Source organism: Flexithrix dorotheae DSM 6795 (assembly GCF_000379765.1).
Taxonomy (GTDB): domain Bacteria; phylum Bacteroidota; class Bacteroidia; order Cytophagales; family Flammeovirgaceae; genus Flexithrix; species Flexithrix dorotheae.
In genome coordinates this window covers 19494-45292 of sequence record NZ_KB903509.1, presented here as the reverse complement: position 1 = coordinate 45292, position 25799 = coordinate 19494, and the positions used below count along the sequence as shown (strand labels likewise).

The window sequence follows — 25799 nt, the reverse complement described above, 5'->3', positions numbered from 1 at the left end:
TTGACTTGTCTCGTATAAACTGACTTGTATCAAAAAAACAACTTATGAAACCTAACTTCAAAGTATTTTTTATTTTTCTATCTGTTGCATTTTTATCTTATTCCTGTGGAAATGATGATCCCGATCCTGTGGATGTAAATCAATGTACCACTCCGATTACTACTGAGGATAATGGTTTGATTTTAGTACACAGGACCACTACATCGGCCGCTCCGGCAAATGTTTCGGTTTTATTTAATGCCCATCAGCGAACGGGGAATGATACCCTTCCTGTGAAAGATCTGGTGGTTGATAATATCAGTGTGTTTGAAAATGGGCAGCCCATTTCTCCTTTCGAAAGTGAATTTGGTATTCTGCCAAAACCCAATGTTTTTGTTTCCCATACTTTGCTTGTACTCGACCTTAGTGGGAGTGTGTTACAGACTTCCTTAACGGAATTAAAAGCCGCTACAACAAGCTTCATAGAGGAAATTGTGCCGGTAGCCGAAAGTGATGAATATGGGGAATTAGAAATGCAAATTATGTGGTTTGATGGTGGTGCTAATTTAAATACCCTGGTTCCTTTTACAAAAGACCGTTCCACTCTAATTTCTGGTGTTGAAAATATTACCGAAGATCTAAGTAATGATAATTCAACCAACCTCAATGGGGCTGTAATTGAGAGTGTGGATATCATGGAAAGTATAATTGGACAATCGGGAAGTATTGTGAGAATTGGCTCCATTGCATTGTTTACTGATGGAACAGACCAGGCGGGAAGAAGGACCAAAGCTGATGCTTTAAAGGAGGTCGCTAATGCTCAAAATAAAGGAATAACCATGAATACCATAGGTTTGGGTGGTTCTATTGATGAAAGTACCTTGATGGCTTTTGGGCCTGATGGTTTCTTTTTTGCCCAAAATGTGAATGAACTTGGACCCAAATTTAAAGAAGCTGCCAGAATTATTCGGGATGAGGTAAATAGTACTTATTTGTTCCAGTATTGTTCTCCCAAAAGGGCAGGAAGCCATGAATTGAAGATTGTGGTAAATTATGCCGGAGGGAAAGAAGGCTCAATTACTTCCTGTTTTTCGGCTACTGGTTTTACTGGGGGTTGTGTAGTGGAAGAGTAGTAAAGTTTTAATATGAGAAGAAAAAGGGCGTATTTGTTATTTGACAAACACGCCCTTTTTTCAATTTAAGCATTGTGATCTCATCACTTCCAAAAATAAGTAACCCTGATATTAGCAAAATTATATAATCCAGAAACCTGATATCCCGCATTTAAATCAAATTTATTAAACCTTGCCCCAATGGCTGGGATTAAAGCATATTTTTCTAAATCTCCAAAAAAATAACCAGTTCTTGCTTCAAAATAAATTATCCTCATGGGATTAACCTTTATCCCTGCCATAAGACTGACACTATTTTTAGGATCCTCTACAATCCTTGATCCCCATGAATTCCAGCTGGCTTCTCCGGTTATGGCTAATTTTTCCGATAATTCATATTCCAGATTGGTATTGATACCGAAACCAGTTTTTTGATAAGGCTTATTACTATTTTTTGCCTTAATCAGAGTAGAAATGCCATTTCCTATTATTAATTTTTGTGCATTAAGGGAAATGCAGAACAGAGAGAATAAAATCAATATGATCGCTTTTTTCATTATTTGGAAGTTAGATTTAATTAAATGAATATATAAAGCTAATATAATGTTTTTGGAATAAAAATAAAATAAAAGTATAGTTAATTGATAAATAACTCCAAAAATATTTGGATGTATAAGGTGTTGTGGGGTTTAATAAAATGTGATCGTCTCTATTTTTCCTCTCTGGGTAAAACCGGTTGTTTATTTGTTTTAAATTCCATTTGTAAAATATGATAGTTAATAGTGGAATCTGGTTTTATTATTACCATGTTATCATTCGACTTTAGTTTTTTTATTGGCATATTATTCCCAGATAACGATTGATTTTTTGCGTTGTTTTTTTCTTCAATTTCAGTGCTTTTTAAGGATAGAATATATTCGTTATAAGATTGGGTAATGGCTTTTTCATAGTCTAAATCAAATTCAGGTTTATTTTTATTTAATTGACTAAAATCCTTTTTAGGAGTTGAATATGGAGAAGGGTTTTCCTGAGCAGATAAGGAGTTTATCAAAATGACTTGTAAGAATGAAAGAAATAATAGTTTCATGATAAAAGGAACCAAAAAAATGGAAATAAGTTTTTTACGATTATGATGTAGCTTAAGGTAATAAAGTTTTTTGAATTTTAAAAATTACCTGCTCATTTGTAAAGTATTTTCCAGAGTTTTAATATTTCCTTCCATCACTTCATAGTTTTTAGGAAATTTTTCACTTTGTAAATATTTTTTCTTTCCCTTTCTCTTTATCACAATTTGTGGCTTAACTTTTATGCCCTTGTTTTGCAGATCAAAAAATACCATTGCCTTCTCTTTGCCAAATATTCTGGTGACTTCGAAATCGGAATTGGGAAACTTCTCATCCTCATAATAAGCCTGCCCTCCAAGGTAAAATATAAGGTTTTCCTCCACCTGAAAAAAATAATCGGGACCTTCAAATCCTGAATCTTCCATTTTCAAAATCGCTTCACTATGGCACTGAATAATTTCAGCCACTTGATGTTCCAAAGCAAACTGGTGATTCTCTAGGGATCTGGTGTTATTCCGGATATTGTAATAGTTTGTCCATAAGGATGTAAACAGGTATAAGCCTAATAAAACAAAAATTCCCAGTGCGAGACCGGTTTTAAAATTATCCGAAAAAAGAAAAAAAAGAAGAATTGATAGGCAAAACAGAATTACCATGGAAACAATGGTGAACCTTTTTTGAAATTTAATCTTTTTGGTAAGTCTTAAAATTTCAGTTTCTATATAAGAAATCTCCTGAGGGTTAAGTTTTCGGGTAAATTTATTTAACATATTTGCCGGATAGGATTTTTAGTCTTATTTTCCGCAAAAGTAATCATTATCCACAAAAGAAGGAGCAGAAGCGCTTTGTGGGAATCTGCTGAATACAAAGTATAAAATTTACAATTACTCAGATTTTTTGAAGAGTAAACAGAACTGAAACCTATTACCAAAACCTAAGTTAAATGGAACAATACATTCTTGCCCTTGACCAGGGGACTACTAGCTCCCGTGCAATTTTATTCGATAAAAAAGGAGAAATAAAGGCCGTTGCCCAAAAGGAATTCGAACAAATTTTCCCAAAACCAGGCTGGGTGGAACACAATCCGAAGGAAATCTGGTCCTCTCAGGCCTCAGTAGCTGCTGAAGCTGTTACCAAGTTGGGAATTAATGGGAAGTATATTGCCGGAATTGGAATAACCAACCAGCGGGAAACTACCATAGTCTGGGATAAAACATCCGGAGAACCGGTATACAATGCCATAGTCTGGCAGGATAGACGAACTTCAGGTTTTTGTGATGAATTGAAGGAAAGGGGATTTGCAGAAAAAATTCAGGAAAAAACAGGTTTGGTGATTGATGCCTACTTCTCAGGAACAAAAATTAAGTGGATTTTGGATAACGTGGAAGGGGCAAGGGAGAAAGCTGAAGCAGGAAAACTTGCCTTTGGTACAGTAGATTCCTGGCTAGTTTGGAAACTGACCAATGGGAAAAGGCACATTACAGATGTTACAAATGCCAGCCGAACCATGATATTTAATATTCATTCACTTGACTGGGATGATGAATTGTTGGAAATCCTGGATATTCCTAAAGCAATGTTACCAGAGGTTAAATCCTGTAGTGAAGTATATGGAGAAACGGGAACCACCCTTTTTGCTTCAAAAATTCCCATTGCCGGAATTGCTGGTGATCAGCATGCGGCATTGTTTGGGCAAATGTGCACAGAACCGGGCATGGTAAAAAACACACCTATGGAACCGGTTGTTTTATAGTGGCTAATACCGGGAACAAGCCTGTTAAATCTGAAAATAATTTATTGACAACCATTGCCTGGAAAATAGGAGAAGAAACCACCTATGCCCTGGAAGGTAGTATTTTTATAGGAGGAGCTGTAGTTCAGTGGCTCAGGGATGGATTGGATTTTTTTAAACATTCTTCTGAAGTGGAAGTTTTGGCCAGATCGGTAGAAGATAACGGTGGAGTTTACCTGGTTCCTGCTTTTACAGGATTAGGGGCACCACATTGGGATCAGTATGCCAGAGGAGTAATTGTGGGGATTACCAGAGGAACCACTCGCGGACATATTGCCAGAGCTGCTTTAGAATCGATTACCTATCAAACCAGGGATGTGGTAGGTGCCATGATCGCAGATGGTGGTGGCCAGCTAAAAGAATTAAGAGTGGATGGAGGTGCTTCAGCCAATGATTTCCTCATGCAGTTCCAGGCAGATATAATGGGTATCAATGTGGTCCGACCAGGTGTTTTGGAAACAACCGCCTTAGGGGCCGCCTATCTGGCAGGACTGGCAGTTGGGTTCTGGGAAAATCTGGAGGAATTAAAAGCACAATGGCAACAGGATAAAAAATTCACCTCATCCTTGCCATCAGAAGAAATAAACCATAATTACGGGCAGTGGAAAAGGGCTGTAGACCGCGCTAAAAACTGGTTAATCGATTAAAATCTTATTGCCTTATTTCATTTGACTAAAAATCCATAAAAAAATAGTATATGCGAAGAGAAATTATGTTAAAAGCCATCAAGGATAATCCTGATAAGGTTTGGGATATGGTAGTGATTGGAGGAGGGGCCACTGGTTTGGGAACTGCTGTGGAATCTGTTACCAGAGGCTATGAAACTTTACTTTTAGAACAGGCAGATTTTTCCAAAGGTACTTCCAGCAGAAGTACCAAGCTGGTGCATGGTGGTGTTCGGTACCTGGCACAGGGCGATATTTCCCTTGTGTTGGAAGCATTGCACGAGAGAGGTTTATTAAGGCAAAACGCCCCACATCTGGTAAAAGACCTGGCCTTTGTCATTCCTATTTATGAATGGTGGGATGGCCCTTTTTATGCCGTAGGGATGAAGGTTTATGACATGATGGCTGGGAAATTAGGCCTGGGTCCTTCTGTTAGAATTTCCAAAGAAGAAACTTTAAAAGCCATTCCAAATATTAAAAAGAAAGGACTTAGAGGTGGTGTCATTTATTATGACGGACAATTTGATGATTCCCGACTAGCCATCAACCTAGCTCAAACTATCAGTAAAAATAACGGAACAATCATTAATTATATAAAAGCCACTGGCCTGACAAAAAACGAATTGGGCCTGGTGGATGGTTTGGTAGCTTACGATATTGAAAATGAAAAGGAATACAAAATAAAGGCTAAAGTAGTGATAAACGCTACAGGTGTTTTTGTGGATGATATTTTAAAAATGGATGATCCAAAAGCCAAAAAAACTACCCGGCCAAGCCAGGGAGTTCATGTGGTACTGGATAAGGAATTTTTACAAAGTAAATCCGCCATTATGATTCCCAAAACTGATGATGGCAGGGTCCTTTTTGCTGTTCCCTGGCACAATAAAGTGGTAGTGGGTACAACTGATACTTTGGTAGATGACGCCTCTCTGGAGCCCAGGGCATTGGAAAAAGAAATTGAATTTATCCTGAAAACTGCAGGAAAGTACCTTTCCAGAGCTCCCAGGCGAAAGGATGTGCTTAGTATCTTTGCCGGATTAAGACCTCTTGCAGCTGTGGAAGAAAATGACCAAAGCACCAAGGAAATTTCCCGAAATCATAAAATTTTGGTTTCCCTTTCTGGCCTGGTAACCATTACCGGTGGGAAGTGGACTACTTACCGAAAAATGGGAGAAGATGCAGTAGATAAAGCCTTGTTGGTGGCTGGACTTGAAGAAAAACCTAGTATCACTAAAAATATGCCTATTCATGGTTATGTAAAAAACTTCGATCCTGACGATCACTTACATGTTTATGGATCAGACCGGCTTGCTATTTTGCAGTTAATTGAGGAAAACCCAGATTTAGGGAATAAAATCCATGAAAACCTGGATTTTACAAAGGCTGAGGTCGTATGGGCAATAAAGGAAGAAATGGCCAGAAAAGTAGAAGATATTTTAGCCAGAAGGGTAAGGGCTTTATTTCTGGATGCCAGGGCAAGTATTGAACTCGCAGAAAAAGTAGCCATTATCATGGCAAAAGAACTGGGGAAAGATAAGGCCTGGATAAGGAATGAAGTCAAAGAGTATACTGCTTTGGCTGAAGGTTACATTCTTAAAAAACCAAAAAACTAGAAAGGACAGATTACTAATTACTAACATTCAAATTTTATGACACCATTTATTGCTGAAATTTTAGGAACATTTATTCTGGTTTTGTTGGGAGTGGGGGTAAACGCCAATATGACTTTAAAAGGTACCTACGGAAATAACGGAGGTTGGATTGTGACCAGTTTTGGATGGGGATTGAGTGTGTTTTGTGGGGTTATTGTTGCCGGCCCTTATAGTGGGGCACATTTAAATCCAGCAGTCACCATAGGGTTAGCTACCTCCGGTTTGTTTGAGTGGAAGGAGGTTTTTCCTTTTATTGTAGCGCAAATGATTGGGGCAATGTTGGGGGCTGCGTTGATGTGGTTAAATTTTAAAAATCATTTTAATGCTACTGAAGGGGATAAACTAGGTGTTTTTTCCACAGGACCTGCGATTAAAGATTTACCCATAAATTTTATTTGTGAGTTAACCGGTACTTTTGTTTTGGTTTTTGTAATCCTTTATATCACCGGACCGGAAATTTCTGCCTCAGGGTTGGAAGATGCTAAAGTTGGTCTGGGTTCACTTGGCGCCTTGCCAGTGGCCTTTTTAGTAGTAGTAATTGGGATGTCACTTGGTGGAACAACTGGTTATGCCATTAATCCGGCAAGGGATTTAGGGCCAAGAATTATGCATGCTATTCTTCCAATTGAAGGAAAGGGATCGAGCAATTGGGCCTATTCCTGGGTGCCTGTTCTCGCTCCAATTACCGGAGCGGTTGGGGCCAGTTTTTTGTATCTCTTTATTTCCTGAAATTTTTTTGGACTAATTATACAAAATCACACATTTCTAACTTTATAGTTGAGTTAAACAAACAATATCGTAAATAGAATGAAGACAATAGTGTGTTTTGGCGATTCTAATACCTGGGGATTTGATCCTGTTACGAGAGATAGATTTGCACCGAAAAAAAGATGGACAGCTGTTTTGCAAAAAGAATTAGGGAAAGATTATTTAGTAATCCCTGAGGGCCTTAATGGCAGAACTACTGTTTGGGATGATCCCATTGAAGGATGGAAAAATGGGAAAAAACAGATTATACCTGTCTTAGGTAGTCACAAACCAATAGATTTAGTTGTCATTCTTCTGGGGACAAATGATTTGAAACAACGATTTTCTCTTTCTGCGGTGGATGTGGCCAGAGGCGCAAAGGTATTAGTGGAAATTGTCCAAAAGTCTGATTTTGGTCCGGATGGAAAAGCCCCAAAAGTGTTGTTACTGGCTCCTCCGGAATTTTCTCCTTCACCCGAATTGGATTATTTGTTTGAAGGAGGACTGGAAAAATCACAAAATTTTGGAGTAGAATTTTATAAAGTAGCTGAAGAGACAGGTTGTTATTTTATGGACACTGGTAAGTTTATAGAATCAAGTGAAATTGATGGCATTCACCTGGATGAAGAAAATCATGAATTACTAGGTGAGGCGGTTTTTGGTATAATCCAGCGGGAAATTTTAAAAAGTACAGGTTCATAATTTTGATTTTAAATAAAAAATAGTCTTTTTTGAGAAATTAATGGCAGATAATCAGCCAGATTTAAAAATAGAAATGATTTCAATATTCAAAAATATCGTCATTGCAGTGGTAGCACTAGCACTTCTACTCCCAGAAGAGCCTGATCGGTATTTTTGTTAATTTAAAAATATAATTCTTAAATGAAGCCGGTCAGCAAAATGTTGACCGGCTTTTTTTTGTGCAAAAAATGATGTTAAAAAGCGAACGCTATACAAACCTGATTTTATTATCACTGCTACTTTTTGTGGCAGCAGTCCTTCTGGTGGCGATTTTTATCAAATGGCAGGGTGGCTGACAATTATTAAATCCAAATTAAAAAAGCCTTTCCTGCCAGTTCGGGAAAGGCTTTTTTGTTGGGCCTGGTTACATATTCAAATCTAATTATTCATAAATCAAAAATTAAAAATGGAAATCATTACAAAACCGGAAACAGAAACTCTTTTTTCCAATGGTATTAATCGAATCCCTGTCTCTTTTATCAGGGAAATTTTGAAAGTCACCGCAGACCCAGAAATGATTTCATTTGCGGGTGGATTACCCAACCCTGCACTTTTTCCGGTAGAAGAAATTAAAAATGCAACTATAGAAATTCTTCAAAAAGAAGGAGGAAATATTTTGCAATATGCTGAAACAGAAGGGTTTTACCCATTGCGGGAATATATTGCCAGCCGATACCAAAAGAGGTTTAATTTAGAAATAAGCCCGGAGGAAATTCTGATCACCAACGGTTCACAACAAGCACTTGACCTGATTGGTAAGGTATTTCTAAATCCTGGGGATAGGGTTTTACTGGAAAAACCCAGTTACCTTGGTGCAATTCAGTCTTTCTCATTTTATCAACCAGAGTTTTTAACCATTCCCATGGAAAACGATGGGCCTGATATGGAGAAATTGAATGAATCTTTATCGCTTAATTGTCCTAAATTTTTCTATTGTATTCCCAATTTTCAAAATCCTTCCGGTATTACTTATTCTGATTCAAAAAGAAAAAGAATTTCTGAAACTGTAATTAAAAATAATTTGCTGCTAGTAGAGGACGATCCTTATGGCGAAATTAATTTCTCCGGAGAAAATTTACCTCCTTTAAAATCCCAGGTGGGGAATAGGGGAATCTTATTGGGTACATTTTCCAAAATTGTTGCTCCTGGTTTGCGTTTGGGATGGGTTGTTGCAGAGAAATCGATTATCAGGCAATTGGTGCGTGCCAAACAAGCCTCAGACTTACATTCTAATAATTTGTCGCAAAGGGTGATTTATCAATATTTGCTTCAACATGACCTGGAGGATCACCTGAACAAACTGAGGTTTAACTATGAAGCACAATGCACCTGGATGCTTTCAGCAATTAAAAAATATTTTCCAAAACAAATTTCTTACACCGAGCCCAAAGGAGGCATGTTTATCTGGGGAAAGTTACCCAAAGGATATTCTGCCATGGACCTGGCCAATGAAACGATTAAAGAAAAAGTAGTTTTTGTACCCGGAAATACCTTTTTTGTGGATGGTGATGGGGAAAATACCTTCAGGTTAAATTTTTCGAATACTGATAAAGCCACCATTGAAAAAGGAATAAAAATAATGGGAGCAATTCTGGATAGGTTTTTAGAGGGAGACTAATCCTGTTAAATCAATTTTTTTCCGTATAGCTAGTGGGTATAAGAATTAAAATCAAAAGAGAAGGAATAGATAAAAGCTCCTTCTCTTTTGATTTGGCTATTGCCTAATTTTCTTTTTTCCCAGATAGATCAAGTGTGCCTTCAGAGTAGTTGGCTTTACCTTTGAACTCATTTCCATTGAATTCTAATTCCATACTCACATATTCATTTTCCACATTTATTCCAAAAGTTACTTTGTTGTTGTCTTTTTTTAAATCCAAAACTTCAATATTGTAATAATCCATTTTTACAGTTCCGGTAAGTTTACCATCCTTTTTTTCGAAAATCATTTTTCCTTTAGAATATTCATAAGGTGCATAAGGCGCATCAAAAGACCAGGTGCCTAAAATGTCGGTTTCTTTGTTGATTTCGGAAGTTGTAAATGCACTGGTAATTGCAAATAAAAAAAGCCCGATTAAAATTGAAGCAACATAATTTAATTTCATAAGAATATAAGTGTTTATGGTTTGAACTAACGATATCCAAATTTGGGAGAAATATGTCTTTATTCCACGGATAAATGGGTTTTTGGGATAAAAGAGGGCTATTTGGGGTGAATTGAAGAGGGATGGGGCGAAAAGTGATATGGTGGGATAATTTTTTTAGGTGATTGCCTGAATATTTTCCTGAAAATTTCGGGAAACCTGAAAAGTTTCCTCCGGTAAATGCCTGAGAATAAGCTGATATCCTTTTGCTGTTTTTTTGGTAGTCAGGATTTTTTCAACATTCACCATTGTAGATCTGTGAATTCTTAAAATACTGGTATTTGTCAATTCTTCGGATAATTTTTTTAGATTGGTTCTTACAAGTTCTTTAAAAATTTTCTCATCCTTTAAATAATGAATAGCCACATAATTATCAGCAGATTTGATGTACAACAGGTTATTGTGGTCAACTGAAAATTTTAAGGCCTGGTTTTCATCATAAAAATGGACCAGTTGGGAATTATGTACCTGTTGTGCAGAAGAATTTCTACTTTCAGCGGCTAAGGCCGACTGTTGTGATTTGATGTAAAAAAGTGTGATGAGATAGGGAATAATGATCACCAGAAAAGTGTACCTGAAGGCCAGAAAAAAATCCGTACTAAATTCTGAAAGAGTGTCTTCAATACTGCCATAAATAAGAAGCATCACCAGAGCCAAAAAGGTAATTTCCAGCAAAAACCATAGCATAAAGCCCAGGTTGGTAAAGGTTGCAATGGGGAATAGTGGCCTCAACACAAATTGGCTAAATGCCAAAAATAACATTCCTATGATTCCAAATCCTGAAAGGGTAATGAAAAGAGGAGTTGGGGAGTTTTTGTACCAGTTATGGATATCAAATGGTAAATAAATATTCATAAAAATAATTACAAATACTCCCGAGGAAATGATTAATAACCACTTTTGTGATTTAGTATTTAAAAGTTCAAAAGGCTGATGGAGCCATGTCATTAAGTTTTTAAGCATCCCTTGGTTTCAAAATTCCGGCTTAAATATATGAATTCTTAAAATGTGGGTAAAAATATAAATAGAAGGAAGTGAAAACAAAAATAGCATCGAGCCAAAACCCGATGCTATCTGGTATTTTAATCATCAAACCTGAGGCCTTATTTCAGGATTAGGCTTATAAACTATTAATTACAGTTGGCTGCTCCATAATAACCAAAAGCTTTTCCATTAATCTTGAACCTTTGGTCCCCATATTCATCTACAAATAATTGAACCGGTACAGGGGCACTTTGCCCACTTTGATTAGACAAAGTAAGGATATATTGTTCTCCTTTCTGCTCAAATTTCCAATAACCGGCACCTCCGCTATTCCCTCCTATGGCAGCCGATCCAATTCCCACTTCATCGAATGAGGACATATTATTTTCATTCATATGAAAAAAGCCATTTGCGCAGAAATTAAACACAATTTTTTCCCTCGATCCATAGCTTGAGGTGATATAAACCAGCTTGTAGCCGGCTAACATGTCTCCTTTGTTCCCAAGGTCACCAGGTTTTGGAGCATTTTGGGTATTCATGGTCGTTTTTGGGGAGGGATTTGGGGTAGGAGTGTTGCTTCCCGTATTTATGGAGAAATATAAGTTTTCAGCAAGTTGTTGGTAATGGTTATTATAGGATTGTGGTTCCACCCCAACAAAAATATTCCCGTTTCCTCCTCCGGGCTTTAAAAACATAATGCCATATCCGTTACAGGGAGTACCTTCCAGCTGTCCATTGATCCTGGCTGATAATGCCGTTTTACTTAAGGCGGTGATCATACCCTCTTTTTTGAGGAAAGTGTTTCCATAAGAAGATTCAGTTTCCAATTCTCTTTGTAGTTCTTCCAGACTATTATAATTATCACTGGAAACCAATATTAATCCTTTTTCATTATTGGAAGCCATCATGTATCCACCTTCTATTTGAAAAGCCTGCCATCCATCAGGAACATTAAAGCTAAAGCCAAGCTGGGGATCATTAATTGTCCCTGTAAGGCCATTCTGGGCATTAAGGCTAAAGCTTATACATAAAGTAGCTAAAAGGATTATTTGTTTTTTAAGAAAAGTAGTCATACAGTTTCAGTTTTTAGTTTTCTTTAATTTTTGGAAAGTTGTAGACCGGTTTAATCTATTGGAGGTTAATAATATTTAGAAAATCCGGAGAACTCCACTTGTTTTACTGCTTAAAATTACGATTTTATTTTGCTATGGTTGAAAGAGGAGAGACCTAACAGTGTTAATATAATTAAATTGGAAATTTTTATATATTCCTTTCAATTGAAGGTATCTAAAATAATTGACTGTATGGCGAGAATGATTTTATTTTAAACAACTTCTTCTTTAAAAGATGAAATTATCCCAAAAGTTCGGGGAATTATCATTTAAAAATATGGAAATATGTAAAATTGTTGTCTTCTGGATAAAATTTTTCCTGCTTATCACAACCCTGAATTATCCTACCCTCAGATCTAACTACAAAAAAAGTAAATTGAGCTACATCTGCATTTTTATTATTCCTGAACTTTGTAAAAAGTAAACTAGCTTAGAGCGTGTTTACAATTTAGGTTTTCCGAAATGTCGGACCAAAGCGAAAACGTCCAGTTTTGGGTTCTCACGAAAAAAGAAAATTTTTGAATAGCAACACTATTTGGAAATTTTATTTTGAAGTGAGGTTTCATAAATGGGCGTTTGCAGCGAAACAGTTAAAATTTAAACATGCTCTTAACTACACAGCAGATTCATAGTTTACTTGAGGAATTAAAGATAAAGTACGAAAAAAACTGTGTATGATAAGAATTGTAATTATTGGATTCAGTTTCATATTAATTAGTTGTTTTAGCAAAATGCAGCGAGAAATATCAGATCATTACAATGGTAAAAAGTTTTTCAACCCTACTTTAGAAAAACAATTTTCTCCCAGCCTTTTGGATATATATGAAATGGCAAAGGAAGGAAGGGCTAAGTGGCCTGAAAATGTCGAAAATAGAGGAGTCTCTAAACTCAATGAAAACCTGAAACCAGGTGATATTGCATTGACATTTGTAAATCATGCTTCTTTTTTGGTGCAAACACACAATTTTAATATTCTAACTGATCCAGTTTGGTCAGATAGAGTAAGTCCAATAAGTTGGTTAGGCCCAAAAAGAGTAAGGCAACCAGGTGTGGCAATAAGAGACCTTCCCAGAATCGATTTGATTTTAATCAGCCATAATCATTATGACCATCTTGATGTGGAAACCTTAAAGGTGTTGAATAAACGATTTTCCCCAAAAGTTATGGTTCCAATTGGAGATAAGGAATTGATTGAATCTATTGGAATAAAAAATGTTCAAGAAATGGATTGGTGGGATAGTGTAGAGGTTGATACAAATACCTGGATCACATTTACCCCAAGTCAGCATTCCTCTGCTCGTAGTCTATTTGATCGAGATAAAAGTCTTTGGGGAAGTTTCTTTATTCAATGTGGAAAGCGTAGTGTGTATTTTGGTGGTGATGGAGGTTACTCCACTCATTTTGCTGATATAAAAAAGCGTCTAGGTTCTCCTGAAATAGCTATACTTGGCATTGGGGCATATGCCCCTCGCTCATTCATGAAAGCCATACACATGGAACCTGCGGAGGCTGTTGTAGCCCACAAAGATTTGGGGGCTACACAAAGCATTGGTATGCATTATGGGACTTTTCAACTTGCTTCTGAAGGTTTTGAACAACCTCAAAATGATCTTAAAGCAGCTATGGAAAAGGAAGGTGTTTTAGAAGATTGCTTTATTACTCTTCCTGAAGGGCAAACTAAAATCTATCTATTTAACCAATAAATTTTATGGGATTATTCACAACAGTAGTAAAGCAGTTCCTCACTGAAAATTTAGTTGTACGAAAGACTAAAATATCGGAATCAGCATACAGCATTCTTATTAAAGGAGACCATATAAAAAATATAGAATTTATACCTGGTTACTTTTTACGATTGGTTATTGGAGCAAACAATGAAAATCTTTCAAGAAAAGACACAGTTATAAGTTATTCAGTTTGGGATATAAACCATACAATTGGAACAGTTGAATTGGTGATTGCAACTCATAGTAAGGGTGCTGGTGCTAATTGGATACAACAAATTCAACCAGGCGATAAAGTGTTTTTTCGATGGAAAAAAGGGAAGTTTTTAATCGATGAAAGTGCTGACAGTTACTTAATGATTGGCGATTTATCAGCATTATCTCATATGTATATGATCAGAAGGAATTTGCCTGAAGACAAGCAGGTACAAAGTATATTTTATTGCCAACAGCTTAATGATATGTATGTTGATATTGATGGGACAACCCCTTTTGACTTTTACGAAATGTCTCAAAATCCTATTGATGAAATTATCACCAAAATCGAAGAACTTGTACCTAAATTGAATGGCAGTAAAATGGTATACATTGCTGGAGATAGCAGAGTGTGTGTGGCCTTAAATCAATATTTTAGGAAGAAATTAAAATTTGGAACAACCCAAATTAAGATTAAACCATTTTGGAATCCTGGCAAAAAGGGACTAGAGTAAACTGTAATAGTATCGACTTATGTTAGTTTGGTAGGCTTGTTATAAATTGAAAAAAAATATTTGAATGATTCAAGCAAAAAAACAAAGTCATTAAAAAATCTGAATACATTAAAATTAGCATATTTGTTTTATGAATTCCTCAGGTCGAGTTAAATTTAAATCTATAACAGAATTTCACAGGCTTTGGGGCTTACCAAAACCCGAACATCCTTTAATAAGCGTAGTGGATTTTTCTAAAGCCCGTCCCCAAACTATTCCTGAAAGTGTTGTTTTTGGCTGCTATTTTATCTCAATTAAGAGAAATATGGAGTTTAAGATGATTTATGGTCAACAGGAATATGATTTTGATGAAGGTGTGATGTTTTTTATAGCTCCAAATCAGGTTTTGAAGATCAAAAAAGATCATGTTTTAACCGTAAAACCTTCTGGGTGGGGATTACTGGTTCATCCTGATTTTTTTTGGAATACACCTTTAGCCAAAACTATTAATCGGTATGACTATTTTCACTATGCAGCAAACGAAGCATTATTTCTTTCTGAAAAAGAAGAGATAACCATAGAGAATCTCATTCAGAATATTCAACAGGAATACCATTCTAATATTGATAAATTCACCCAGGATATCATTATTTCACAAATAGAAACATTGCTTAACTATTCAGAACGGTTTTATCAGCGTCAGTTCATGACAAGAAAAAAAGTAAATCATAGTATTCTCGATCAAATGGAAGAAATACTTTTAGAATATTTTAACAGAGATGATATTGCATTGATAGGATTACCCACTGTTCAATTTCTTGCTGAAAAATTAAATTTATCGCCCAGCTATTTGACTGGCGTGCTCAAAACCCTGACAGGTCGAAGTACCCAACAACATATCCAGGACAAGATTATCGAAAAGGCTAAAGAAAAATTATCAATCACCAGTCTTACAGTTAGTGAAATTGCATACGAACTAGGGTTTGAACATCCACAATCGTTTAATAAGTTGTTTAAAGCAAAAACCAAACAGTCACCATTGCAATTTAGACATTCCTTTAATTAGTACCTTCTCAATACCCCCAAACTGGTTTTCAGGTACAACTTAAGCCTGTTAAGATTATATAATCTTTAGAAGATGAAATTATCCTAAAAGTTCGGGAGGATTATCCTAAACATTCCTGAATAAGGATGGTTAAGACATTTAAAAATAACAAGAATTTTAAAATGGATAAACAACTTAGGAATAAAAATCGACATTATTTCATTGTAAAAACCTGTTTTTTGAGTACAAGTAAATTTTGTTTATATAAAAATGCCAATTTATTTAATTAATCCTGGGGCAGTGTTAATTTTGAACATTCAATTTATTGGAAAGCCTTGATATTTTTTTATTTAATGGTTTGGACAAAATTAAGCTAAAACAAGCATGTTTTTAATTGTTCGAAAATAGGGGAGAGTTTCCCCAAAATATTATACCGGGCATCATTTCTTCAAAACTTTATACACACTATCATTTCTTTATTTCACCAGCTTTGCCTTCCTCAAGGTTTAAGCTTTCACATTTAAACTATTAATGAATTTAATTATGAATTTTAGAATTACATGCACATTCATGTTGTATTTCATGCTTGCATGGTCTGGCGCATCAGAATTGGTCGCACAGGAGAATTTTACCATAAGCGGCTATATAAAAGATGCTGAAAATGGAGAAACGCTTATTGGAGCCACTGTCTATATTAAGGAGCTTGATAAGGGAGCTGTTTCCAATCCTTATGGCTTTTATTCGGTTAATATTCCCCAGGGAAACTATACTGTAGAGTTCAGGTACATTGGTTACCAGACCATTACCAAAAACCTGGAACTCAATCAAAATGAAAAGATAGATGTGGAACTGGCAGAAGAGGAAGAAACACTTCAGGAAGTAGTGGTTTCTGCTGAGGCTGAAGATGAAAATATCAGCAATGTAGAAATGAGTGTGAATAAACTGGAGATGAAAACCATCCAGAAAATGCCGGCCTTACTTGGGGAAGTTGATTTAATCAGAAGTATACAGCTATTGCCAGGCGTGAGCACAGTAGGAGAGGGGGCTTCCGGATTCAATGTAAGAGGGGGAGGAGTAGGCGAAAACCTGGTGCTTTTGGATGAAGCGCCAGTATATAATTCCTCTCATTTATTGGGTTTTTTCTCGGTATTTAATCCGGATGCGGTAAAGGATGTGAAATTGTACAAAGGAGGAATTCCGGCACAATTTGGAGGAAGGACAGCTTCTCTACTGGATGTGAGAATGAAGGAAGGTAATAATAAAAAGTTTGCCGCTACCGGAGGCATTGGGACTGTATTTAGTCGATTAACAATTGAAGCGCCCATCGTAAAAAACAAAGGTTCTTTCGTGCTGGCCGGAAGAAGATCCTATGCCGATATTCTGGCCAAACCATTTATCCAAAATACTTCTTTTAGTGATGCAAGTCTTTATTTTTATGATGTAACTGCGAAAGCCAATTATGCTTTTGGAGAAAAAGACCGGGTATATTTGTCCGGATATTTTGGGAGAGATGTATTCCTATTCGATAAAGAACAGGGGTTTAGTTGGGGAAATACTACAGCTACTTTAAGATGGAATCATTTGTTTAATGATCGTTTATTTTCCAATGTCACTGCTTTTTTTAGTGATTATGATTACGAGCTGGCTTTTGGGGAGGACAATGATGATTTCTTTAGATGGAACTCCAGGATTAAGAATTATTCGGTAAAACCGGAATTGTCATACTATCTCAATACCAACAATCTGATCACTTTTGGAGGGCAGGCTACGCTCTATGATTTTGAACCAGCAGAAACTACCGGAGGAAGTGATGGGGAACAGATTGGATTCAGACTGGATAATAAATATGGGCTTGAAGCCAGTGTGTATTTGGGAAATGAGCAAACCATTAATGAAAAATTAACCCTTCAATATGGAATCCGGTATTCCCTTTTTAACTACATGGGTCCTGGAACTGCCTATGAATACGAAACAGAAGAAGTTGGGAAAAGAAAAACTCCGGTTTCCTCCAGTACATACGACAGATGGGAATCCATAAAATTGTATGGAAATTTGGAACCAAGGTTTTCAGCTAAGTATGAAATAGATGAAAAAAGTTCTATGAAATTGAGTTATAACAGAATGGCTCAATATATCCATTTAATCTCCAATACCACCGCCTCAAATCCACTTGATGTCTGGACACCAAGTACAAACAATATCAAACCTCAGTTAGCGGATCAGGTGGCTTTGGGATATTTCAGAAACTTTAAAAATAATATGTATGAAGCCTCTGTGGAACTCTATTATAAAGATTTGCAAAATCAGGTGGATTATATTGATGGAGCCGATCTTTTAATTAATGAATTTCTGGAAGGGGATTTATTGGCAGGAGATGGAAGAGCCTATGGAATGGAATTGTTCCTGAAAAAGAATTCCGGTAAGTTTAATGGCTGGATAAGTTATACACTTGCCCGTAGTGAACGGCAGGTGGAAGGTATCAATAATAATGAATGGTATCCCACCAGATTTGATCAATTACATAATCTAAGCCTGGTTGGGTTTTATGAGATTAATGAAAGATGGAGTTTGTCTTCTAATTTTTATGTATCCACTGGTACACCAACCACATTTTATTCCAACAGGTTCGAATTTCAAAATTATGCAGTTCCCTATACCAGTAATAAGGGAAGAAACAATGTGAGGATTCCGACTTACCACCGGCTGGATTTTTCGGTAACGCTAAATGGTAAAAAAACAAACAAGAATGGGAAAAGGAAAAATGAAGATTTCTGGGTATTTTCTTTTTATAATGTTTATGGCAGAAGAAATCCTTTTTCTATTTATTTCCGGCAGGAAGATGGAAGAATTCCGGTGGGTGATCCAATTGTAACACAAGCCGTACGATTTTCCGTGTTTGGATCCATCATTCCTTCAGTTTCTTATAATTTTAAATTTTAGTATACTGAAAACCAGATTGTTATAAATTTAATTGTATCAACTTTAAAAAATATAAATCATGAATCGATTCTTAAAATTTATCGGTTTTCTTTTCTTAAATAGTTTGTTTTTTAGCTGTGAGGATGTAATTGACATTGATGTGGAAAGCGGGCCTCCCATTTTAGCCATTGATGCCTGGTTGACAAACCAACCCATTAATCAGACTATTAAACTGAGGTATTCCACTCCTTATTTTGATAGTTCCAAAGCTCCAGTTGGCACAGGAGCTACGGTTACAGTTTCCGATGAAAATGGAAAGGTTTACAGTTTTGTAGATCCCGACCAGGATGGAGATTATGTTTGGGAAAGTAACGGAACAGATAGCATTGGAATCCTGGATATGGAATATACCCTAAATGTGATTTTTGATGGAGAGACTTACCAGGCAAAGTCCCTGGTGAAAAGAGTTCCTCCAATAGATTCTATATTTGTGGAATTTAGGGAAGAGGATTTGGGTTTTCCTGAAGGATATTATGCTCAGGTATTTGCTAAAGACCCTGTAGGAAATGGAGATTCCTATTGGATAAGAACCTATAAAAACGGAGAATTTTTAAATAAACCAGTGGAGATTAATCTTTCTTATGATGGTGGTTTTTCTGCAGGATCAAATATTGATGGCATTACCTTTATCACCCCAATTCGGGAAGGAATAAATCCTTTTGATGAAGATGAGAATGGAGATTTTTTAGCTCCTTATGCAATAGGAGATCATATAAAAGTGGAAGTTTTATCTATTACAAACGAGGCTTTTGATTATATGAATGAAGTAAAAATTCAAATTGACAGACCAGGTGGAATCGGAGAATTATTTGCCTCACCGATTTTCAATGTAACCTCAAATATTGAAAATATTAATGGAAATAATGAAGATAAACCATTAGGATTCTTTGCTGTTTCAAATATTTCCATAGCAGAAACTACTGTGGTAGAATAATTTCCATCATTACAGATTAAAAACAAAAAAAGCATTGGAGCCAGCTCCAATGCTTTTTTTGTTTAATGATATAAAATGAAATTAATCATCACTCATGCCCATATACTGAAGTACCCAGTAGAACAGCATTGCTGCACTACTCAACGCTCCTACGAAATAGGTTAAAGCAGCCCATTTCAAGGCATCTTTCGACATACCATATTCATCGGCACTTACTACTCTGTTTCCCTCAATCCAGGCCAGAGCCCTTTTACTGGCATCAAGTTCTACCGGTAGGGTTATTACACTGAATAAAGTGATTACAGCATAACATGCTATGATGGTAAGTATCACTAAGTTTACTGGGAATATGTTAAATACAAACCCACCGAAAATACCTAAAATAAAGATTAGGTTAAGTATTTTATTACTGATACTTTGTACAGGTACCATTGCAGACCTGAACTCCAAAAAGCTGTAAGCAGTAGCGTGCTGAACGGCATGACCACATTCGTGGGCTGCAACTGCAGCTGCAGCCGCATTCCTTCCATGGTAAACCGGCTCACTTAAATTCACTGTTTTGTTTGCAGGGTTATAGTGGTCAGTCAGTTCCCCTGGTACACAGGTTACGTCCACATCATAAATTCTATTATCTCTTAGCATTTGCATAGCTACTTCGGCTCCCGACATTCCCGAAGCAATGGGAATCTGGGAATATTTCCGGAATTTGTTTTTAAGTCTGGCACTGATAATCCAGCTTAATAACATAAAACCTCCAATTATTATCCAATACATATTATTCTAAGTTTAATTGATTTTGATTTTAAAATTTCTGTTGAAATCTAATCAATTTTGCTGCAAATTCATTAAAAAATGACAAAATGTCACTGGATATTTAGAGGTTATCCTCAATGAGACAAGGCCTGGGATTTCTAAAAAAAAGTCCCATATCTTTTGGATACAGGACCGGAAGTGTTAAGGTATTGTACTTTTGCGATCATTAGCTCAATAGCACTTGTTTTAATTGGATCATCAGCATGTTAATTCGAGATTAAAACCGACAATTTCATTTTAGTTGTGCTATTTCATCAGTGAAGCGCACTTGGACTCAGTTCATTTTCGATGGCTAATGCCACATCACCCACCGATTCATACAATTGTTTGTAAGATTTTATTACCCAGTATTTTTCCTGAAATCTATCTTTAATATAGGGAGTGGTAATGATTTCTTTAATATTATAAGGTGTTCGGATCGGTTTGTTTTCCAAAGCATAAATGGATTCTCCGGGTGAGGAAAGTATACCTGCTCCGTAAATTCTGAGGCCTTCTTCTTTATTTCTGATCAATCCAAATTCTACGGTATACCAATACAATCTGGCGATCATTTCTATTGCCCATTCATTGTTGATGTGTTTTAAGGCTATTTTACTTAATCCTTTTAAGAAACCGCAAAAATTTTCATCAGTAAGTAAGGGTACATGGCCGAATACATCGTGAAACATGTCGGGTTCCTCCAGGTAATCGATTTGAGATAATTTCCTAAACCAGGTAGTGGCTGGAAACCTTTTATTTTCCAGTAATTCAAAAAATTCTTTATTGGGAATTAACCCTTTTACCACTTCGAGTTGCCATCCGGTGATACCCAGGAGCGTTTGGTTAACCTCCTCGAAGTTGGGGATTCTTTGAGGTACAAATCCAATTTTTTTGATGCCTTCAAGAAATGCAGTGGAGGCTCTTCCAGGCAAAATTTCCATTTGTCTGTTATAAAGCAGCTCCCACACCTGCTTATCTTCGGCAGTATAAGCGCTATAATTCTGTAACATGTGGTTAGTATTTTATGTGTTTATTGGTACGATAAATATAAGGATTAGTTAGTAGAACAACAATTGTTTTACATTTATTTAGTATAATAACAAAACCTGTCCTTTAATAATTCTATTCCTTATATATGATTAATGCAGGATTTTATAAATAAGTTCTTTAAGAATTTGAGATTCTGAGGAAAGACTGTCTACACCCTTTGATTGTAAGTCGGCTTGATGGATATAATGAATAATATTGGTTGTTTTTCCCAAAGAATGATTTTTAGCAGCATGCAAATACTCTTGGATGAAGTAAGGATGAACTTTTAGCATCCTTGCCAATTGATCTTTAGGTTCATTTCTGTTTTGATGAACAATAAGGACTTTGGAAAAGTAATTGAATAACAGGCTGATGGTGGGAATTAAAGGATTGTCCTTAGGGTTTGCGGCAAAATAATTAATGATCTGGTTGGCTTTGAGTACATCTTTATAAGCCAAGGCTGTTTGCAATTCAAAAGCATTAAACTCCTTACTGACCCCAATATGTTTGAGCACCAAATCTTCATTAATTTCTATTTTCTCTTCATAATTCAGCAGGAGTTTATCTATTTCATTGGAAATTCTGGTAATGTCATTTCCTATAAACTCTGCCATCATTAAGGCCGCTCTTTCCGTGATTTTATGTCCCTTTTCCTTACAATGACTTTTTATCCAGACCGGAATTTTATCATCATACATTTTCTTGCTTTCTACAAAAACTGCATGCTTTTGTAGGGTTTTGGCAAGTTCGGATCTGCCATCCAGCTTTTTGTGTTTATAATTAAAAACCAAAACAGTGGAAGGCATGGGGTTTTTACAATAATTACTTAGCATTTCCTGGCCCTCTTTCCGACCAATGTCCTGAATATCCTGAGCCTCTTTTACAATTATGACCTGTCTTTTTGATCCCATGGGAAAACTTTTCGCCTTTTCCACCACTGCTCTTATGGGTACATCTTTTCCGTAAGCTATAGTTTGATTAAAGCCTTTTTCTGCTGGAGTAAGTGCATTATTTTCTATATAATCAGAAATCTGGTCAATAAAATAATTTTCATCACCGGTCAGGAAATAAATTGGAGAATATTGATTGTTTTTCAGATCCTTCAGTACGTCCTCTGCTTTTACTGCCATTTTACTTTAATTATTTACTTGCCTCTTTTTCCGTTTAGCTATTTAGCCCCTAAATTAATTATAAGAAGCGAATAAAAAGCAGCAGCAGGTATTTTTGTGAAAATGGATTTTCTACTCCCGAAATACTGCTATCATAAAAGGGATAAGGTTTATTTGAATATTGAAAAAAATGAATCCGAAAGTAGAATATTATTGGAAAGGCAAATTTTTCCAATCAGACCCTTCATCCAATATTTTTGTTATACTTTTGCGAAAAATTTTGCTAATTGACCTGATTTTGAAAGAGGAAATTTCAAGAGAAATAAGGCGAAATGACCTGTTTTAAGCCAATTGGATTTTTAGATTGGTATTAGGTAAAATAGAAGTTGATGCAAATTTGTAAAACCATACCTGCACTCAGACAATTATTGGATGGGTATAGAAAAGAAGGAAAATCCATTGGGTTAGTGCCCACCATGGGTGCACTTCATTCCGGACATATTTCGCTGATTGAAAAGGCTAATAGTGCCAATGACCTAACCGTCTGCAGCATTTATGTAAACCCTACCCAGTTCAACAATCAGGATGATTTTGAGATGTATCCCCAAACCCTGGAGAAAGATTGTGAAATGTTGAAGCCTGCAGGATGTGATGTGGTTTTTGCTCCTTCCCATAATGAAATGTATCCTGATGGATTTCATGAAAACCTGATCCAGCTTAATTTTGGAGGGATTGCAGAAGAATTAGAGGGCAAATTCCGGCCAGGGCATTTCAATGGTGTGGGAATAGTAGTTACCAAATTGTTTAATATTGTAAACCCGGACAAAGCCTATTTCGGGCAAAAGGATTTACAGCAATTTTTAATTATTTCTAAACTGGTGAAGGATTTTTCTTTTGGGATTGACCTGGTGTGTTGTGCTATTGTCAGAGAGGAGGATGGGCTGGCAATGTCCTCGAGAAACAGCCGTTTATCTCAGGAAGAAAGAAATGAAGCTTCTTTACTTTTTAAAGTGCTTTCAGAAGCCAAGGAGAAACTTATTTTTGGAGAAGATGTTAGTGTAGTTGGAAATGAAGCGAGACAACAAATTGCATCTAATCAATTTTTTAAACTGGAATATTTCGAAATTGTGGATATAAAGTCCTTAAAACCAATTCATAAAATCAATAATCTGGAAGATATTGCCCTATGTGTTTCGGCTCATTTGGGAAAAGCCAGGCTAATTGACAACATGTTGGTTAAAACTTCAAAAGTTGGTGTTAATTGAATTTTTTTAATGGGCTAAAATGGAAATCACCTTGAATTGGTTTAAACTTTTTATTTGAAGCCAATGGAAATAAGTTTGAATCACTTCATATTAAAATACTTGTGTTTAAAGGGGAGGAATCATGTATATTGAAATTTTAAAATCTAAAATACACAGAGCCAAAGTAACTCAGGCTGAACTAAATTATGTAGGTAGCATTACCGTAGATGAAGATCTGATGGATGCTGCTGATATTGTGGCAGGGGAAAAGGTTCAGATAGTGAATAATAATAATGGAGAACGGTTTGAAACTTATGTGATTACCGGAGAAAGAGGGAGCGGAACAATATGTTTAAATGGAGCTGCTGCACGCAGAGTGCAGGTTGGAGATATAATAATTATTATTTCCTATTGCAGTGTGAAAAAGAAAAAAGCAAAATCCATAAAGCCAATTCTGGTTTTCCCGGACGAAAATAATAAATTATAAAATTTGCCTGATAAATAATTCAGTCAGCAGATAGTGAGGACTTTGATTTTCTAAATTGTTGTCGCTATCTATGATAAAAAGACATAAAATAAGGAATGAAATTTAACCTAAAAGCAATCCTCCAATATGCTATTTCAATAGTCATTGGGGGATTATTGTTTTGGTGGCAATATCAGCATAAAAATGCCAGTGAACTTTTTAGCCAGTTTTCCCAGGCCAACTATTACTGGATTGGTTTATCAGTTTTAGGAGCGATGATAAGCCACTATAGCAGAGCACTGAGATGGACTATTGCTTTAAGGCCATTAGGTTATAAGGCCAATACTAATCGGGCTTATCTGGCCGTAATGGTGGGTTATTTTGCCAACCTATTCGTTCCGAGAGCTGGTGAGTTTGTGAGAAGCGGATTGTTCAGGAAAACTGATAAAGTGCCTGTCAATGTTTCATTTGGGGCAATAATCGCGGAGAGAACCCTGGATTTATGCATGTTAGTACTGGTGGTGATGAGTGCCTTTATTATTGAATTCGACAAAATTGGAGAATTTGTAATTGACAAAATCCTATCGAATTCCGGTGGATTAGCCAAAAAAATCACGCTTTTAGCGGTGGTGGCTATTGCCGGATTTTTCTTCCTCTTTGGCTTATATAAATACAGAAACAGGTTCAAACAAAATTTCCTTTACAATAAGGTTAAAGATTTTTTAATTGGTTTAAGAGCTGGGTTAATCAGCATTATGAAGCTGGATAAAGCTGGAAGAATTAAGTATTTATTGTTGACAATCAATATATGGGTCATGTATTTTTTTATGACCTATTTTTTCTTTTTCGCGATTCCTGAAACTGCTCACCTGGGATTCAGATGTGGACTTACGGTGCTGGCAATGGCCAGCATTGGGATGGCTATTCCATCTCCAGGAGGGGTTGGATCTTACCATGTTTTTGTGGCTTTTAGTCTGGGGGTTTACGGGCTGGATAAAGACCTCAGCCAGTCATTTTCATTTTTCATGCATAGCACACAGTGGATGGCTACCATTTTAATTGGAGCCATATGTTTTGCGATCGCCCTTTCCATTATTAAAATTAACAAGAAAGGGGATAAGGAATTAAGTTTTGTGCCTGAAGAAAATACGGATAAAACGACTGTAAGCTAATGCAGGAGATTTATCTTCTGGAATATTCTACAAAGTCATAGGCATATTTGTTTTTTTCATCTGGCTGATAGGAAAAACAATCCGTTTCTATCCATTTGGATTTGTCTATCTCCGGGAAATACGTATCACCCTCAAATACAGCCTTTACTTCGGTGATATATAGTTTATGCGCGACATCAAGCCCTAATTTATAAATTTCACTTCCTCCGGTAATGAAGGCTTGTGTTTCTCCATTCTTTTTGGCGATTTTAAGGGCTTCATCCAGTGAATTACAAACCAGACAACCTTCCGGAGCATGGTAGTCTTTATTTCTGGTGATAATCACCGTAGTTCTGTTCGGCAAGGCTTTTCCAATGGATTCGAAGGTTTTTCTTCCCATGATAATGTGATGCCCGGAAGTTTTTCCTTTAAAAAACTTTAAATCAGCAGGGAGGTGCCAGATAAGCTGATTGTCTTTTCCGATAACATTATTTTCTGCCTTTGCCGCAATGATTGAAATTTCCATAATTATTTTTAATTAGTGATTCCCATAAAAAAAAACGCCAAGCCAGATCAATTAACCAGGTCTGGTTGCTAGTCAACGGATAAGGGAAACTAATGATAAGGTTAATATCGGTGCAAGATTGA

General features: G+C 36.3%; 23 protein-coding genes and 1 pseudogene. 14 read left to right on the top strand and 10 right to left on the bottom strand.

The window, feature by feature from the left end; translation table 11 throughout:
* Positions 1 to 44 precede the first annotated feature (44 nt).
* On the top strand, positions 45 to 1112 hold the full coding sequence (locus tag A3EM_RS0137800; protein WP_020533436.1) for a vWA domain-containing protein: 1068 nt from the start codon (positions 45 to 47) through the stop codon (positions 1110 to 1112).
* 83 nt (positions 1113 to 1195) lie between these two features.
* Here the strand turns inward: A3EM_RS0137800 and A3EM_RS0137795 are convergent, their stop codons facing one another.
* The 3 genes from A3EM_RS0137795 to A3EM_RS0137785 all read right to left on the bottom strand — a co-directional run bounded on the left by A3EM_RS0137795 (position 1196) and on the right by A3EM_RS0137785 (position 2925).
* A complete protein-coding gene (locus tag A3EM_RS0137795; RefSeq protein ID WP_020533435.1) occupies positions 1196 to 1648 on the bottom strand; it encodes a hypothetical protein in 453 nt (150 codons plus the stop codon).
* A gap of 152 nt (positions 1649 to 1800) precedes the next feature.
* Positions 1801 to 2178, bottom strand: a complete 378-nt coding sequence (locus A3EM_RS0137790; RefSeq protein WP_020533434.1) for a hypothetical protein — start codon at positions 2176 to 2178, stop codon at positions 1801 to 1803.
* Between the two features lie 84 nt (positions 2179 to 2262).
* On the bottom strand, positions 2263 to 2925 hold the full coding sequence (locus tag A3EM_RS0137785; RefSeq protein WP_020533433.1) for a hypothetical protein: 663 nt from the start codon (positions 2923 to 2925) through the stop codon (positions 2263 to 2265).
* A 173-nt stretch (positions 2926 to 3098) separates the two neighbouring features.
* Between A3EM_RS0137785 and glpK the strand changes: the two are divergent.
* The 5 genes and pseudogenes from glpK (at position 3099) to A3EM_RS0137750 (ending at position 9370) form a co-directional block, all read left to right on the top strand.
* Positions 3099 to 4594, top strand: a pseudogene (gene glpK / locus A3EM_RS48555) (glycerol kinase GlpK).
* 50 nt (positions 4595 to 4644) lie between these two features.
* On the top strand, positions 4645 to 6225 hold the full coding sequence (locus tag A3EM_RS0137775; protein ID WP_020533431.1) for a glycerol-3-phosphate dehydrogenase/oxidase: 1581 nt from the start codon (positions 4645 to 4647) through the stop codon (positions 6223 to 6225).
* A 36-nt stretch (positions 6226 to 6261) separates the two neighbouring features.
* Positions 6262 to 6993, top strand: a complete 732-nt coding sequence (locus A3EM_RS0137770; protein WP_020533430.1) for an MIP/aquaporin family protein — start codon at positions 6262 to 6264, stop codon at positions 6991 to 6993.
* Positions 6994 to 7071: 78 nt separating this feature from the next.
* Positions 7072 to 7713 carry an SGNH/GDSL hydrolase family protein gene (locus A3EM_RS0137765; RefSeq protein WP_020533429.1) on the top strand — a complete coding sequence of 214 codons (642 nt, stop codon included), beginning with the start codon at positions 7072 to 7074 and terminating at the stop codon, positions 7711 to 7713.
* Positions 7714 to 8158: 445 nt separating this feature from the next.
* Positions 8159 to 9370: an aminotransferase-like domain-containing protein gene (locus A3EM_RS0137750; RefSeq protein ID WP_020533426.1), complete on the top strand. Its 1212-nt coding sequence runs from the start codon at positions 8159 to 8161 to the stop codon at positions 9368 to 9370.
* Positions 9371 to 9473: 103 nt separating this feature from the next.
* Here A3EM_RS0137750 and A3EM_RS0137745 read toward each other — a convergent pair whose 3' ends face one another.
* The 3 genes from A3EM_RS0137745 to A3EM_RS0137735 all read right to left on the bottom strand — a co-directional run bounded on the left by A3EM_RS0137745 (position 9474) and on the right by A3EM_RS0137735 (position 11950).
* Entirely contained in the window at positions 9474 to 9854 is a 381-nt protein-coding gene (locus A3EM_RS0137745) for a hypothetical protein (protein WP_020533425.1), read from the bottom strand.
* Positions 9855 to 10010: 156 nt separating this feature from the next.
* Positions 10011 to 10856, bottom strand: coding sequence for a LytTR family DNA-binding domain-containing protein (locus A3EM_RS0137740; protein ID WP_083925378.1), 846 nt, complete (start codon positions 10854 to 10856; stop codon positions 10011 to 10013).
* A 167-nt stretch (positions 10857 to 11023) separates the two neighbouring features.
* A complete protein-coding gene (locus tag A3EM_RS0137735) occupies positions 11024 to 11950 on the bottom strand; it encodes a hypothetical protein (protein WP_020533423.1) in 927 nt (308 codons plus the stop codon).
* A gap of 770 nt (positions 11951 to 12720) precedes the next feature.
* Between A3EM_RS0137735 and A3EM_RS0137725 the strand changes: the two genes are divergently transcribed.
* The 5 genes from A3EM_RS0137725 to A3EM_RS0137705 all read left to right on the top strand — a co-directional run bounded on the left by A3EM_RS0137725 (position 12721) and on the right by A3EM_RS0137705 (position 19360).
* On the top strand, positions 12721 to 13692 hold the full coding sequence (locus A3EM_RS0137725; protein ID WP_020533421.1) for an MBL fold metallo-hydrolase: 972 nt from the start codon (positions 12721 to 12723) through the stop codon (positions 13690 to 13692).
* A 5-nt stretch (positions 13693 to 13697) separates the two neighbouring features.
* The gene (locus A3EM_RS0137720) at positions 13698 to 14423 is read left to right on the top strand and encodes a siderophore-interacting protein (protein WP_020533420.1); all 726 of its coding nucleotides are present in this window, start codon (positions 13698 to 13700) and stop codon (positions 14421 to 14423) included.
* A gap of 130 nt (positions 14424 to 14553) precedes the next feature.
* A complete protein-coding gene (locus tag A3EM_RS0137715; RefSeq protein WP_020533419.1) occupies positions 14554 to 15468 on the top strand; it encodes a helix-turn-helix domain-containing protein in 915 nt (304 codons plus the stop codon).
* Between the two features lie 522 nt (positions 15469 to 15990).
* Positions 15991 to 18387 (top strand): TonB-dependent receptor, encoded by a 2397-nt coding sequence (locus A3EM_RS0137710; RefSeq protein WP_245576600.1) that lies wholly within the window; start codon positions 15991 to 15993, stop codon positions 18385 to 18387.
* A gap of 58 nt (positions 18388 to 18445) precedes the next feature.
* Positions 18446 to 19360 (top strand): DUF4249 domain-containing protein, encoded by a 915-nt coding sequence (locus A3EM_RS0137705; RefSeq protein ID WP_020533417.1) that lies wholly within the window; start codon positions 18446 to 18448, stop codon positions 19358 to 19360.
* Positions 19361 to 19441: 81 nt separating this feature from the next.
* Here the strand turns inward: A3EM_RS0137705 and A3EM_RS0137700 are convergent, their stop codons facing one another.
* From A3EM_RS0137700 to holA, 3 genes are all read right to left on the bottom strand, one after another.
* Positions 19442 to 20134, bottom strand: a complete 693-nt coding sequence (locus A3EM_RS0137700) for a zinc metallopeptidase (RefSeq protein WP_020533416.1) — start codon at positions 20132 to 20134, stop codon at positions 19442 to 19444.
* Positions 20135 to 20427: 293 nt separating this feature from the next.
* Entirely contained in the window at positions 20428 to 21162 is a 735-nt protein-coding gene (locus tag A3EM_RS0137695) for a phenylalanine 4-monooxygenase (RefSeq protein ID WP_020533415.1), read from the bottom strand.
* Positions 21163 to 21291: 129 nt separating this feature from the next.
* Positions 21292 to 22311 carry a DNA polymerase III subunit delta gene (gene holA, locus A3EM_RS0137690; protein ID WP_020533414.1) on the bottom strand — a complete coding sequence of 340 codons (1020 nt, stop codon included), beginning with the start codon at positions 22309 to 22311 and terminating at the stop codon, positions 21292 to 21294.
* A 368-nt stretch (positions 22312 to 22679) separates the two neighbouring features.
* Here holA and panC point away from each other — a divergent pair, with 368 nt between their 5' ends.
* From panC to A3EM_RS0137670, 3 genes are all read left to right on the top strand, one after another.
* Positions 22680 to 23555, top strand: coding sequence for a pantoate--beta-alanine ligase (panC, locus tag A3EM_RS0137680; RefSeq protein ID WP_020533412.1), 876 nt, complete (start codon positions 22680 to 22682; stop codon positions 23553 to 23555).
* Between the two features lie 121 nt (positions 23556 to 23676).
* Positions 23677 to 24021 (top strand): aspartate 1-decarboxylase, encoded by a 345-nt coding sequence (gene panD, locus A3EM_RS0137675; protein ID WP_020533411.1) that lies wholly within the window; start codon positions 23677 to 23679, stop codon positions 24019 to 24021.
* A gap of 95 nt (positions 24022 to 24116) precedes the next feature.
* Positions 24117 to 25172, top strand: a complete 1056-nt coding sequence (locus tag A3EM_RS0137670) for a lysylphosphatidylglycerol synthase transmembrane domain-containing protein (RefSeq protein ID WP_020533410.1) — start codon at positions 24117 to 24119, stop codon at positions 25170 to 25172.
* 10 nt (positions 25173 to 25182) lie between these two features.
* Here A3EM_RS0137670 and A3EM_RS0137665 read toward each other — a convergent pair whose 3' ends face one another.
* The gene (locus tag A3EM_RS0137665; protein ID WP_020533409.1) at positions 25183 to 25677 is read right to left on the bottom strand and encodes a dihydrofolate reductase; all 495 of its coding nucleotides are present in this window, start codon (positions 25675 to 25677) and stop codon (positions 25183 to 25185) included.
* Positions 25678 to 25799 lie beyond the last annotated feature (122 nt).

Bases quoted from the DNA above. Each gene is read 5' to 3' on its own strand.
- A3EM_RS0137785 (WP_020533433.1), bottom strand. From the start codon at position 2,925: ATGTTAAATAAATTTACCCGAAAACTTAACCCTCAGGAGATTTCTTAT.
- A3EM_RS0137800 (WP_020533436.1), top strand. From the start codon at position 45: ATGAAACCTAACTTCAAAGTATTTTTTATTTTTCTATCTGTTGCATTT.
- A3EM_RS0137720 (WP_020533420.1), top strand. From the start codon at position 13,698: ATGGGATTATTCACAACAGTAGTAAAGCAGTTCCTCACTGAAAATTTA.
- A3EM_RS0137670 (WP_020533410.1), top strand. From the start codon at position 24,117: ATGAAATTTAACCTAAAAGCAATCCTCCAATATGCTATTTCAATAGTC.
- holA (WP_020533414.1), bottom strand. From the start codon at position 22,311: ATGGCAGTAAAAGCAGAGGACGTACTGAAGGATCTGAAAAACAATCAA.
- A3EM_RS0137740 (WP_083925378.1), bottom strand. From the start codon at position 10,856: ATGCTTAAAAACTTAATGACATGGCTCCATCAGCCTTTTGAACTTTTA.
- A3EM_RS0137725 (WP_020533421.1), top strand. From the start codon at position 12,721: ATGCAGCGAGAAATATCAGATCATTACAATGGTAAAAAGTTTTTCAAC.
- A3EM_RS0137770 (WP_020533430.1), top strand. From the start codon at position 6,262: ATGACACCATTTATTGCTGAAATTTTAGGAACATTTATTCTGGTTTTG.
- A3EM_RS0137790 (WP_020533434.1), bottom strand. From the start codon at position 2,178: ATGAAACTATTATTTCTTTCATTCTTACAAGTCATTTTGATAAACTCC.
- A3EM_RS0137710 (WP_245576600.1), top strand. From the start codon at position 15,991: ATGAATTTTAGAATTACATGCACATTCATGTTGTATTTCATGCTTGCA.
- A3EM_RS0137735 (WP_020533423.1), bottom strand. From the start codon at position 11,950: ATGACTACTTTTCTTAAAAAACAAATAATCCTTTTAGCTACTTTATGT.
- panC (WP_020533412.1), top strand. From the start codon at position 22,680: ATGCAAATTTGTAAAACCATACCTGCACTCAGACAATTATTGGATGGG.
- panD (WP_020533411.1), top strand. From the start codon at position 23,677: ATGTATATTGAAATTTTAAAATCTAAAATACACAGAGCCAAAGTAACT.
- A3EM_RS0137750 (WP_020533426.1), top strand. From the start codon at position 8,159: ATGGAAATCATTACAAAACCGGAAACAGAAACTCTTTTTTCCAATGGT.
- A3EM_RS0137715 (WP_020533419.1), top strand. From the start codon at position 14,554: ATGAATTCCTCAGGTCGAGTTAAATTTAAATCTATAACAGAATTTCAC.
- A3EM_RS0137700 (WP_020533416.1), bottom strand. From the start codon at position 20,134: ATGTATTGGATAATAATTGGAGGTTTTATGTTATTAAGCTGGATTATC.
- A3EM_RS0137765 (WP_020533429.1), top strand. From the start codon at position 7,072: ATGAAGACAATAGTGTGTTTTGGCGATTCTAATACCTGGGGATTTGAT.
- A3EM_RS0137695 (WP_020533415.1), bottom strand. From the start codon at position 21,162: ATGTTACAGAATTATAGCGCTTATACTGCCGAAGATAAGCAGGTGTGG.
- A3EM_RS0137775 (WP_020533431.1), top strand. From the start codon at position 4,645: ATGCGAAGAGAAATTATGTTAAAAGCCATCAAGGATAATCCTGATAAG.
- A3EM_RS0137665 (WP_020533409.1), bottom strand. From the start codon at position 25,677: ATGGAAATTTCAATCATTGCGGCAAAGGCAGAAAATAATGTTATCGGA.
- A3EM_RS0137705 (WP_020533417.1), top strand. From the start codon at position 18,446: ATGAATCGATTCTTAAAATTTATCGGTTTTCTTTTCTTAAATAGTTTG.
- A3EM_RS0137745 (WP_020533425.1), bottom strand. From the start codon at position 9,854: ATGAAATTAAATTATGTTGCTTCAATTTTAATCGGGCTTTTTTTATTT.
- A3EM_RS0137795 (WP_020533435.1), bottom strand. From the start codon at position 1,648: ATGAAAAAAGCGATCATATTGATTTTATTCTCTCTGTTCTGCATTTCC.